Consider the following 12805-nt stretch of genomic DNA (forward strand, 5'->3'; position numbering starts at 1 on the left):
TTATTATCACCTCTCAACGGACTCCATGATAAAGGCTTCGATGATGTCGCCCTCTTTAATATCATGATAACGCTCAAGAGATATACCACACTCGTAGCCTTGTGCAACTTCTTTTTGATCATCCTTGAATCGTTTCAAGGAGTCAATTTTACCTTCATGAACGACAATACCGCTACGAACTAAGCGAGTTTGCGCATTACGGGCAATTTTACCTGAAGTTACGTAGCAACCTGCAATTGTACCTGAACCCGTAATTTTGAAAACATTACGAACTTCAGCTTGACCAAGAACAACTTCTTTGAAGATTGGATCCAACATGCCTTTCATCGCTTGCTCGATTTCTTCAATTACGTTGTAAATGATGTTATGCAGACGGATATCGACTTTCTCTTGATCTGCTGTTGCTTTCGCAGCAGGCTCAGGACGAACGTTAAATCCAATAATAATTGCATTTGATGCAGAAGCCAGAATAATATCAGATTCTGTTACTGCCCCAACGCCATTATGAAGAATTTTAACGCGAACACCTTCAACCTCAATCTTCTCAAGAGAGGATTTCAGAGCTTCAACAGACCCTTGAACGTCACCTTTGATAATGACATTAAGTTCCTTCACTTCGCCATCTTTTATATGTTTAAAGAGGTCTTCCAGTGTAACACGTGAATTAGCAGTCATCTCTGATTGACGAAGTGCAATCGCACGACGATCAGCGATATCTCTCGCTTTACGCTCATCTTCATAAGCCAAGAACGGATCTCCTGCTTGTGGAACTTCAGTCAGACCCGTGATTTCAACTGGTGTTGAAGGACCCGCTTCTTTCAATCGTTTACCTTTATCATTGACGATCGCACGAACACGACCGAAGCATACGCCGGCAACGAAGCTATCTCCAACTTTCAAAGTACCATGCTGGATTAGGATTCTAGCCACAGGGCCTCTTCCTTTATCCAATTCAGCCTCAATAACAGTCGCTCTAGCACGTTTGTTCGGGTTAGCTTTGTACTCTTGTACTTCAGCTACCAACAAAATCATTTCAAGTAAGTTTTCTAGACCAATACGTTGTTTTGCGGAAATTTCGCAGAAAATGGTATCGCCGCCCCACTCTTCCGGAACTAACTCGTATGCCGTAAGAGCTTGCTTGATTTGATCAGGATTAGCGCCTTCTTTATCAATCTTGTTCACTGCTACAATGATCGGTACGCCAGCTGCTTTAGCATGACTAATCGCTTCTACAGTTTGTGGCATAACACCGTCATCAGCTGCAACAACGATAATCGTAATATCCGTAACTTGAGCACCGCGGGCACGCATTGTTGTAAACGCTTCGTGACCTGGCGTATCCAAGAAAGTAATTTTCTTATGATTAACTTCGACTTGATAAGCACCGATGTGCTGCGTGATTCCGCCTGCTTCACCTTCTGTTACACTCGTTTTACGAATGGCATCAAGCAATGTTGTTTTACCATGATCGACGTGACCCATGATCGTAACAACAGGTGGACGCTCAAGCAAATCAGCCTCGTCATCGATTTCTTCAAAGGTTTCGAAGTTATCTTCTTCGACTTTAATCTTGATTTCAACTTCAACACCAAATTCAGTCGCAATCAATTGAATGGTTTCCAGATCTAGTTCTTGGTTGATCGTTGCCATTGTTCCAAGGAACAAAAGCTTCTTAATAACTTCAGAAGCATCTTTGTGAAGCAATTTCGCTGTTTCACCAACAGTCATATTGCCACGAACGATGATCTTCTTAGGTGTGTTATCCACTTTCTCTTTCTTAACCATGTCTTGTTGGTAACGACCTCTGTTGTTTCCGCGTTGGTTGCCTCTATTGTTGCCACCAGGACCACGATTACCACCTGATCTGTTATCATCAAAACGTTTTGGTGTTGGTTTGGATTTCTTTGTTGTAATGACACCAGCTTTTGCTGCTGCATCATCCAACTCAGCCGCTGTTGCGCCAACATGGAATTGCGGTTTAGCTTCTTGAACAACCGGTCTTCCACTTTGGTTGTTGTTGCGGTTCTCAAATGGCTTAGTCTGACGATTAGGGCCAGCACTGCGGTTCGGACTGGATTGTGGACGTCCGCTGTTCGCGCTTTGACCACTACCTGCTCCTGGACCACCAGCACCTTGACTAGGACGGGAACCTGCATAGTTACTATTTGTGCGTGGTGCTCCACCTTGCCCTTGACCTTGTCCTTGGCTGTAGCCTTGGCTAGCTGGACGGCTGCTGTTGTATCCCCCACTGCTTCCACCTGCTGGACGCCCACCACCAGGGTTGGAGCCTTGGTAACCTGTACGTTGTCCACCTTGGCTAGATCCTTGGCCTGCTGGACGCTGACCACCTGGATTGGAACCTTGGTAACCTGTACGTTGTCCACCTTGGCTAGATCCTTGACCACTTGGACGTCCACCATTCGGATTGGAACCTTGATAGCCCGTACGTTGTCCACCTTGGCTACTAGGACGATTTCCACCCTGATAGTTGCTGTTTTGACCACTTGGACGTGACTGTGGCGGACGACTTGTTGTGTTTTGTGTAGACTGACCTTGCCCTGGAGTAACTGCACCCGTTGTAGTCGTTGGTTGACTACTTGATTGTTCCGTAACTGCCGGCTTTGCCGCTGGTGTTACTGCACCTTTATTCTCTTGTGCTGGAGCCTGCGATGCAGGATTCTGATTCGTCGTAGATGAACTCACATTTCCTCCGTCCGTAGCTGCTCGTTTGGCAGCCGCATTAGCTTTAATATCTCTAAAAAACTTTTCCACACTGCTAACTGCATCATTCTCCATAACACTCATATGGTTGTTAACAGGTATATTTAATCGTTTGAGAATGGTTATAATTTCTTTGCTGCTCATATTGAGCTGCTTCGCGTATTCGTACACGCGAGTCTTATCTTTATTATCTTGTTTATTGGTCAATATGTTTCACCTCCGCAGGATTTTCTTGACTCTTCTGCAGCATCTGCGCGAAGCCTCCGTCCAATACACCTATGGTGACACGCATTTCTTTCCCAATGCTGCGGCCCAATTCATACTTCGTACCGACTTCCATGAGCTTAACCCCATAAAATAGGCATTTATCTTGAAATTTCTTACGTGTATTAGCTGAAGCGTCCTCCGCCATGATAACAAGCTTGGCTTCACCCGCGCGAATTGCTTTGAAAACACCTTCATCACCCGTTACGAGTTTCCCGGCTCTCATTGCCAATCCTAATTGATTTAAAAATTTAGGATTCATCTTCCGATTCCTCCTCTTTCGAAGAAAGGAATTCATCTTCAACACGAATGAAATCTTGTTCCAGTTGGTCATAAATATCTACGCCTACGACCTGCTTCAGAGCTCTATCCAGGGCTTTGCTTTTCTTTGCCAATTTAAAACAAGAAACTTTACCGCACAGGTAGGCACCGCGCCCAGACTTCTTTCCCTTGAGATCAATGAGAATGTCATCCTCAGGCGTTTTGACGACGCGGATCAAGTCCCTCTTCGGCATCATTTCCTGGCAGGCAACGCATTTTCTCAGAGGGATTTTTCTCTGCTTCATTCCGATCACCCCTTGTTCCCAAAATAAACGGCTACTCGTCCTTCAAGGACGGGAGCGTTTATGGAGAAATATAAGCATTGTATTGTGTGAAACATATACATTCTTATATTTTTACAAAAACTTAATCGATGCTAATCGAATCCTGATGCATCTCTTCCGAGTAAGTTTTCACTCTACCATATTCTTGTTCTGCTTGTGTTTCACTCTTGATGTCGATCTTCCAGCCAGTCAGTTTGGCAGCTAGTCGCGCATTCTGCCCTTTAATCCCAATTGCCAAAGAAAGCTGATAATCAGGAACAATGACACGTGCCATTTTTTCATTTTCATGAATCTGGACTTCAAGCACTTTAGAAGGGCTAAGCGCATTCGCTACGTACTCTTCCACGTTTTCCATCCAGCGTACGATATCAATTTTCTCTCCGCGAAGTTCAGTTACTATCGTTTGAACACGCAATCCTTTGGGTCCTACACAGGAACCTACAGGATCAACTTCAGGGTTGCGAGAATGAACAGCAATCTTCGAGCGGAAGCCTGCTTCACGAGCAACGGAACGAATCTCAACTACGCCATCAAATATCTCAGGAACTTCAAGCTCAAAAAGACGCTTTAACAAACCTGGATGTGTTCTTGATAAAATAATTTGAGGCCCCTTTGTCGTGTTCTCAACTTTCGTAATATACGCTTTAATACGATCGCCTTGTTTGAACTTATCCGTAGGCATAAGCTCCGTAAGTGGAAGAACCGCTTCTACTTTACCCAAGTCAACATATATATTTCGTTGATCTTGACGTTGTAGGATTCCTGTTACGATATCTTCTTCTTTATCGATAAAAGCATTATAAATTAAGCCACGCTCGGCTTCGCGGATACGTTGCGTTACAACCTGTTTAGCGGTTTGTGCAGCAATCCTTCCAAAATCACGAGGCGTCACTTCAATTTCAACAATATCTTCCAATTGGTAATTCGGATTAATTTCACGCGAAGCATGAACAGAAATCTCCAATCTTGGATCCAATACTTCCTCTGTAACGGTCTTCCGTGCATATACCTTAATAAGCCCCGTATGTCGATTGATATCTACACGTACGTTCTGTGCAGTGTTGAAATTACGTTTATAACTTGAAATCATCGCCGCTTCAATAGCATCAATGAGTAGCTCCTTGGAGATACCCTTCTCTCGTTCAATTTCCGACAGCGCTTCAATAAAATCCGTGTTCATTTGAACTGAGTCCCCCCCTTCAATAAGTAACGATGACTAAAATACGATAGCAAGTCGTGCGCTAGCTAATTTCGCAACCGGTATGCTGATTTTCTTTTTACCAATCTCTATCACGAGAACTTCCTCATCATAGGACTGCAACAATCCTTCAAATTCCTTGGAACCATCGATCGGCTCATACGTGGTAACAAATACGTGACTATTTACGGCTTTGTAAAAATCTTGTGTTTTCTTGAGCGGACGTTCTGCCCCAGGTGAAGAAACTTCCAAGAAATAAGCATCAGAAATCGGATCTTTCTCATCCAATTGAACACTTAAGTATTCACTGATGCGGCCGCAATCATCTATATCAATTCCGCCTTCTTTGTCAGCATAGACACGAAGGAACCAATTGCTGCCTTCTTTGACATATTCAATATCAACGATTTCAAATCCATTTTGTTCAACAAAATCCTTCAGCATGTCCTCAATGATGGATTTGATTTGCTCTTGTGTAGCCACAGATATGTGTACCTCCTAAATTGACTTCTCCTTGTCGTAACCGGAAAAGTCCTATATCAAAATGTAAAGAGTGGGTTTCCCCACTCTTTAATCACAAGATGATATCCTCATTATTGCCAATAAAAATTATACCATAACCATTCTTTGCATTACAATAGCAAACTTGTTAATCATTTTCACTTGACAGCCTAAAGTTTTTCGGAGAAAAACTGACTTCGGAAGCATCGACTTTAAAGTTTTTTGAAGAAAAACTAATTTCGTAAGCAATCCCCTACTAGAACAATGAGAGTTGATTGGATTCTGGCAAGCCGCGGAAGCAACCCATTTGACTCAACAATTCAATCACCGTTTTGGAGGCTTTGGAGCGATTCTGGAAATCTTCGATAGAAAGGAAATCCCCTTCTTCCTTAGCCGCTGCAATATTTTTGGCAGCACTCTCACCGATCCCTGACATAGCAGCAAAAGGCGGAATTAACGAATTGCCATCAATAATAAACTTCGTCGCATCCGAACGATAAATATCAATCGGCTTGAAACTAAAACCACGCGACGTCATTTCCAATGACATTTCAAGAATGGAGACCATGGCTTTCTCTTTCGGCAGCGCTTGGAAACCTTTCGCTTCAATCTCAACTAGTTGTCTGAGAATCGCATCATATCCCTGACATAACAGTTCAAGATCAAAGTCAGCTGCACGAACACTAAAGTAAGTGGCATAATAAGCGATTGGATGGTACACCTTGAAATAAGCGGTACGAACAGCGGAGATAACGTAAGCTGCAGCATGCGCTTTAGGGAACATATATTCAATCCGTTCGCAGGATTCAATATACCAAGCAGGAACATTACAGCGTTTCATCTCATCTTTCCATTCGTCAGTTAGGCCCTTTCCTTTACGAACGCTCTCCGTAATTTTAAAAGCAAGACCTGCATCCATACCCGCTTTATAGATCAAATAGAGCATGATATCATCCCGACATCCAATAACTGTCTTAATGTTACAAATCCCTTTTTTGATTAGCTCCTGTGCGTTCCCTAACCAAACACCTGTTCCATGGGATAACCCTGAGATCTGCAATAAATCGGCAAAAGAAGAAGGCTGTGTTTCTTGAAGCATCTGACGAACGAATTTGGTACCCATCTCAGGAACGCCATACGTAGCAACCGGGGAACGGATCTGATCTGGTCTTACCCCTAATGCATCCGTAGAATTAAAGATACTCATAGCTTTCGCATCATTCATTGGAATAGTTGTTGGATCGATGCCAGTCAAATCCTGTAGCATTCTCATCATCGTCGGATCGTCGTGACCTAGAATATCTAATTTAAGCAAGTTCGCATCGAAAGCATGATAGTCAAAATGAGTTGTCATCCATTCCGAATTTTTATCGTCTGCTGGAAATTGAACCGGCGTGATATCATCGACCTCGATGTAATCCGGAACAACGACAATTCCACCTGGATGCTGACCTGTACTTCTTTTTACTCCTGTACAACCTGAAGCTAATCGAGCAATTTCTGCTCCGCGCCATTTCTGACCTTGTTCTTCTTCGTACTTCTTCACGAATCCGAAAGCCGTTTTCTCAGCGACTGTACCAATGGTCCCTGCACGGAATACATTCTTTGGTCCAAAAATCTCCTTCGTGAAATTATGGGCAACCGGCTGATACACCCCAGAGAAGTTCAAATCGATATCGGGAACCTTATCCCCTTTAAAGCCTAGGAATGTTTCGAACGGAATGTCATGTCCATCCCCTTTTAAATTCCCGCCGCAGGAAGGGCACACTTTATTAGGTAAGTCGAAACCACTCGGCACGCTGCCGTCAAGGAACCACTCACTGTGTCTACAGGTAAGACATATATAATGCGGAGGTAACGGATTAACCTCGGATATCCCTAACATCATCGCAACGACAGAAGAACCAACAGATCCCCGAGAACCTACGAGATAGCCGTCCGCATTGGACTTTTTAACGAGACGTTCGGAAATCAAATAGTTGGCAGAGAATCCGAATTTAATAATTGGAACAAGCTCTTTCTCTAATCGAGCAATAATCACTTCTGGAAGCTCATCGCCATACATGCTTTTCGCGGTATCATAACAAGTCGTACGAATCTCTTCGTCAGCACCCTCAATAATTGGTGTAAATAGCTTGTCTGGGAAAAGTTCGATGGATTCAAAACGATCTGCCAGATCATTCGTACTGCGAATGACAACTTCAATGGCCTTCTCTTCACCCAAAAACTTAAACTCTTCGAGCATCTCCTTGGTTGTGCGGAAATGCGCATCCGGCTTCTTCATCGCTTTCAGTGGACTAAACCCAGTAATTCCGTTGATCGTAATATCACGACAAACTTTCTCTCGCGGATTCAGGTAATGGACGTTCCCCGTTGCAATGACCGGTTTGCCTGTTTTATATCCGATCTCACACACACGACGTACGGCGTTCTCAAGATCCTCCACAGAGCCAACCAAACCTTTTTCAACAAGATGCATGTTATAGCTAACGGGCTGAATCTCGAGTATGTCATAAAACTCCGAAACCTGCTCTGCCTCTTCAATCGATTTATTAAGAACAGCTTCGAAAAACTCTCCTTTTTCACAACCTGACGTGATCAAGAGGCCTTCTCTATGCTCGACTAATACACTTTTGGGAATCGTTGCCGCGCGCTGTAGATAAGTTGTATGCGACATCGAGATCAATTTGAATAAATTCTTCTTACCTACTGCATTTAGTGCGTATACACAGCAATGAAAAGGACGTTGATTGGATAGATCTTTTCCAACATAATCATTTAATTTAGCAAGGCTCGTAATTTGACGATCGTTAGCCTCATTAATTAAATGATAGAGCACATAACCCAATGCAATCGAGTCATCAATCGCACGGTGATGATTATCTAGACCTACTTTAAATTTATCTGATAGCGTATTTAAACGATGATTTTTCATAGATGGGAAGAGAAATCTCGCGAGCTCCAATGTATCGAGCACTGAATTAGTTACCTCAGGCAGGTTCATCCGCTTTAAATTCGTTTGCAGAAAGCCCATATCGAATCGTGCATTATGCGCAACAAGCACGCAATCCCCAATAAATTCAACAAACTTAGGAAGCTCATCCTCGATATCCGGGGCATCCTTCACCATATCATCATTGATATTCGTTAACTGCTGGATGTTATAAGGTATCTTCTCATGCGGATTAATGAACGTAGCAAATCGATCAATTTCTTTGCCATCCTGCATTTTCACACCGGCTAGCTCGATAATGCGATTATTGGTTACCGAAAGCCCCGTCGTCTCCACGTCGAAAATAACATAAGTCGCTTGTTTTAAATCGAGATCTCGCCCATTCATAACAATGGGTACTGAATCATTAACGACATTCGCTTCAACACCAAAAATCACTTTAATGCCATGCTTTTTGGCCGCTTTACCGGCATCAGGAAAACATTGAATATTGCTATGATCCGTAACAGCGATTGCTTTATGTCCCCATTTGGCCGCCATTTTCACATACTGATCTATAGGTGTCAGTGCGTCCATGGTACTCATCGTCGTGTGCAAATGAAACTCTACACGTTTCTCCGCAGCGTCATCCGTGCGATCCCTTGGTGCCATCACTTCGTACAGATCATTCGGTATCATCACAAGTTCAGGAATTTGCATGAAACGATCGTACTCGACTTTCCCTCTTGCTCGAATCCAAGTACCATTGGCAAGCAGACTCATGATCTTCACATCATCTTTGGTCTTGGCAAAAACCTTCATAGCTAGTGAATCGCTGAAATCCGTAATATTAAAAGTAAATAACGTATTCCCATTTCTTAATTCCTTGACATCCAAGCCAAACACTGTACCTTGAACGGTAATCTTCTTCTCTTCTTCTTGGATATTCTTCAAAGGCGTAGGAACTTCTTTTATATCAATACCCATGACAAGCTTCAAATCGCCCTCAGGTAATGAGGACTCTTCTTCCTCCATGTCAATGGACATCATGATTTCTTGGGTGTATGTTTTCTCGCCCTGCTCTCGCTGCTTTGCAAATTTCTCATACTCTGCAACGATTTCAGTCGAATCACTCATGGCATATTTGATGGATAATTCCGTTTGGAAAAAATTATGAAAAAAGTTCCGAATAAACATATCGATATTTTTTTTCTTTGCTAGCTCAAGACCAATAGCATCCAGCATAATTAATGAAAGTGCATTCCCCTGTACCTCGAACCTTGCCTTCGACATCCAGCCATTCACAGAAGGAACTTCCCTCTGTAACCATTCCATAAATAAACCCCAGTACTCCTCAACTAGCGTGGCTGGTTCAGCCTGTTCAAACTTCCAAATAAAGCGAATTTTCGCGATTTGCGCGAATTTTTCTTGAATCATTTTACAAAATGAACGATATATGTTCAGAGGCACAAGGTCGTTTTTAACCAAATAGAATGTCCAGTCGCGGTTTTTTCGACTAATTTCTACTTGATCAATGTAGCCTTCTGCAAAATATGACCGTACAACATCGGCTGGAATCTCGGCTTGCTGCATCAAAAGCTCAAAGCGATTCCGTTTATCAGCCAAATTACTCATGAACAGCCTCCTATAAACATACCAAGGGCAATGGAGTTAGACCTCCATATGCCCTTGATTGTAATTAATAGCTTCGACCAAAGACAACCGTATGTTCGGCAGCTTCGCCGCAAACAAGACAAGTCGATTTGGTTTCGGATGGTGTGAACGGGATATTACGGCTTGTTGCTCCTGTTTCTTCCTTCACTTGCGATTCGCAAGCGTCTGATCCACACCAGCCAGCCAAGGCAAATCCACGTTTCGTCTCCAGGAATGTCTTAAATTCATCGATCGTATCTACCGCGATGTAATGCTCGTCACGGAATTGCTTCGCTTTATCATACATCTGCTGATGAATCTCAGCAAGTAAATTTTGAACTTCTTGTACGAAGTCGGATTGTTGAACGATTTTCTTTTCTCCGCTTACGCGAGAAACTAGAACAACTACGCCATTTTCCATGTCACGAGGACCGAGCTCTACACGAATTGGAACACCGCGCATCTCATACTCGTTGAATTTCCAACCTGGACTTTGATCAGCACGATCATCCACTTTGACACGAACGCCGGCTTTCTTCAGCTCCGCAAAAAGCTCGTCAACGCGTCCAATTACTTGCTCACGTGTTTTTGGAGGCCCGATTGGAATCATGATGACTTGTGTAGGTGCAACTTTGGGCGGGAGGACTAGGCCACGATCATCCCCGTGAACCATGATAAGAGCGCCAATTAAACGCGTACTTACTCCCCATGATGTCGTATGCGCAAATTGGTGTTGATTCTCACGATCTAGGAATTTAATATCGAAGGCCACTGCAAATTTGGTGCCTAGGTAATGGGAAGTACCTGCTTGAACCGCTTTACCGTCTTTCATCATCGCTTCAATGGAGAACGTATCAATCGCACCCGCAAATCGCTCGGATGGTGTCTTTTGACCTACAATAACTGGAATGGCAAGGAAATCTTCTGCAAATTGACGATAAACATCAAGCATTTGCATCGTTTCACGACGGGCATCCTGCTCATCTTCATGCGCGGTATGTCCTTCCTGCCAAAGGAACTCAGTCGTACGAAGGAAAGGTAACGTCCGTTTCTCCCAACGAACCACGTTCGCCCATTGATTGATTAGCAACGGAAGATCACGATAGGAATTTATCCACTCCGCGTACATGTGACCGATCATCGTTTCAGAAGTTGGACGAATAGCCAAACGCTCTTCTAACTTCTCTCCACCTGCTTCAGTTACCCATGGTAGTTCTGGATTAAAGCCCTCGACGTGCTCTTTTTCCTTTTGGAAAAAGCTCTCCGGAATAAACAATGGGAAGTACGCATTGCGATGTCCCGTTTCTTTAAATTTGCTATCCAGCTCACGCTGAATATTTTCCCAAATCTCATATCCATCAGGCTTAAATACGATACATCCACGTACAGGTGAGTAACTCATTAAATCTGCCTTCTTAATGACATCTATGTACCAACGGGAGAAATCTTCTCCTTGCGGTGTAATTTCCTTTACAAATTGCTTATCGTTTGACATAAACCCTCCCACAGATTAGGACTAACCCTTAATCAATCGTAAAATATCATTGTACGTAACAGCTACCATAAGCAGCATAAGCAATGCAAAACCAACAAAGTGAACCATACTTTCTCGGTTCGGATCTATCGGTTTACCTCGCAATGCTTCTAATCCCATAAATAGCAGACGACTTCCGTCTAAAGCCGGAATTGGCAGCAGATTAAAAATCCCAAGATACAGACTCAATGTGGCTGCCCATGCAATCAAGGAGCTAAGTCCCATTTTAGCAAATTGAGCAGATACTTGTGCAGTCCGAACCGGACCACCAAGATCATCAAGTTTAAATTGGAGCATAACAAGCTTTTGCAAACCTGTCACAATACCAATTGTTGTACCAACAACGGAATCATAGGTCCCTGTGAATACTTCACCAAGGGTAGCGCTTCTACGATCACCACTAATCACAACGCCAAGCTTACCAGCCCCATCTTCCATTTCAGGTGTAACTTGAAGTGTAAGCGGATTGCCAGCACGATCAATGACCCAAGTCATCGTTTTCCCTGCTGAGGACTGAATCGCTGAAACCATTTTCTCCCGATCATCGCCGATTGGTTGCTTATCAATGGACATGATAATGTCACCTTTGTGCAAACCAGCCTTCTCACCTGCTTTACCAGCAAGTACTGTATCCAGCTTCACATTTGTGAAAACACCAGACATGATCACAACAATGAAAAACAAAACAATAGCTAAAATAAAGTTCATCACGGGTCCCATGACAATGGCAATAGCACGTTTCCCCACTGTTTTTGAACCAAACTGACGATCATAAGGTGCGATTTGCGTTTCCGTTCCTTTGGTCACCATCATAGCCTGCGAATCAACCGGATAGGTAACTTTCTCACCGTCTACGTCAAGCGAAATACTTAGCGTTCTATCTAAATCAATTTGTTCCACAACGCCAATGATCACATTCGAACGACGATCTAACTGATCCAAATATAAGAAAGTTACTTGATTAGATTTATTTAATTTAACAGCAACGGTCTGTCCAGGATTTACTTGGACGATTTCCGGGTCTTCTCCCGCCATACGAACAAATCCACCAATTGGTAAAATTCGCAGCGTGTACCGAGTCTCCCCTTTTTTATATGAAAAAATTTTGGGTCCGAAACCAATTGCAAATTCACGAACTAAAATACCTGCACGTTTTGCAAAGTAAAAGTGACCCCATTCATGAATCGTAACTAGAACGAAAAACAACAAAATAACCTTTAACCCAACTTCAATGGCCGACAAGTCGTATTTCCTCCTTCGGGTTTTCTTCAGAAAACTATCCTATGTAACTATGACCAGACGCTTTCAGTTAAAAACCTACCTTCTAAGCATCTACTTATGATCAGCTGTTCTTGTTCTTAGATTACCACTATTGAACTGCTGAATACAAGCTATGC

General features: G+C 43.1%; 8 protein-coding genes. All 8 read right to left on the minus strand.

Annotated features, from left to right (window positions below):
* Window positions 1-6 precede the first annotated feature (6 nt).
* Window positions 7-2928 (minus strand): translation initiation factor IF-2, encoded by a 2922-nt coding sequence (gene infB, locus AC58PQ_RS12935; RefSeq protein WP_497242339.1) that lies wholly within the window; start codon window positions 2926-2928, stop codon window positions 7-9.
* Window positions 2918-3247: a L7Ae/L30e/S12e/Gadd45 family ribosomal protein gene (locus AC58PQ_RS12940; protein WP_239696555.1), complete on the minus strand. Its 330-nt coding sequence runs from the start codon at window positions 3245-3247 to the stop codon at window positions 2918-2920. Before AC58PQ_RS12940 ends, infB begins: the two co-directional genes overlap by 11 nt.
* Window positions 3237-3551 carry an RNase P modulator RnpM gene (gene rnpM, locus AC58PQ_RS12945; RefSeq protein ID WP_497242340.1) on the minus strand — a complete coding sequence of 105 codons (315 nt, stop codon included), beginning with the start codon at window positions 3549-3551 and terminating at the stop codon, window positions 3237-3239. The genes AC58PQ_RS12940 and rnpM overlap by 11 nt, the downstream gene beginning before the upstream one ends.
* 121 nt (window positions 3552-3672) lie before the next feature.
* Window positions 3673-4770 (minus strand): transcription termination factor NusA, encoded by a 1098-nt coding sequence (gene nusA / locus AC58PQ_RS12950; protein ID WP_065853835.1) that lies wholly within the window; start codon window positions 4768-4770, stop codon window positions 3673-3675.
* Between the two features lie 36 nt (window positions 4771-4806).
* Window positions 4807-5271 carry a ribosome maturation factor RimP gene (rimP, locus tag AC58PQ_RS12955; RefSeq protein WP_497242341.1) on the minus strand — a complete coding sequence of 155 codons (465 nt, stop codon included), beginning with the start codon at window positions 5269-5271 and terminating at the stop codon, window positions 4807-4809.
* A gap of 274 nt (window positions 5272-5545) precedes the next feature.
* A complete protein-coding gene (locus tag AC58PQ_RS12960; protein WP_497242342.1) occupies window positions 5546-9856 on the minus strand; it encodes a PolC-type DNA polymerase III in 4311 nt (1436 codons plus the stop codon).
* Window positions 9857-9920: 64 nt separating this feature from the next.
* A complete protein-coding gene (gene proS / locus AC58PQ_RS12965; protein WP_497242343.1) occupies window positions 9921-11369 on the minus strand; it encodes a proline--tRNA ligase in 1449 nt (482 codons plus the stop codon).
* A gap of 21 nt (window positions 11370-11390) precedes the next feature.
* Window positions 11391-12650, minus strand: a complete 1260-nt coding sequence (gene rseP, locus AC58PQ_RS12970) for an RIP metalloprotease RseP (RefSeq protein WP_497242344.1) — start codon at window positions 12648-12650, stop codon at window positions 11391-11393.
* Between the last annotated feature and the right edge of the window lie 155 nt (window positions 12651-12805).

Source organism: Paenibacillus sp. J22P143 (genome assembly GCF_059692035.1).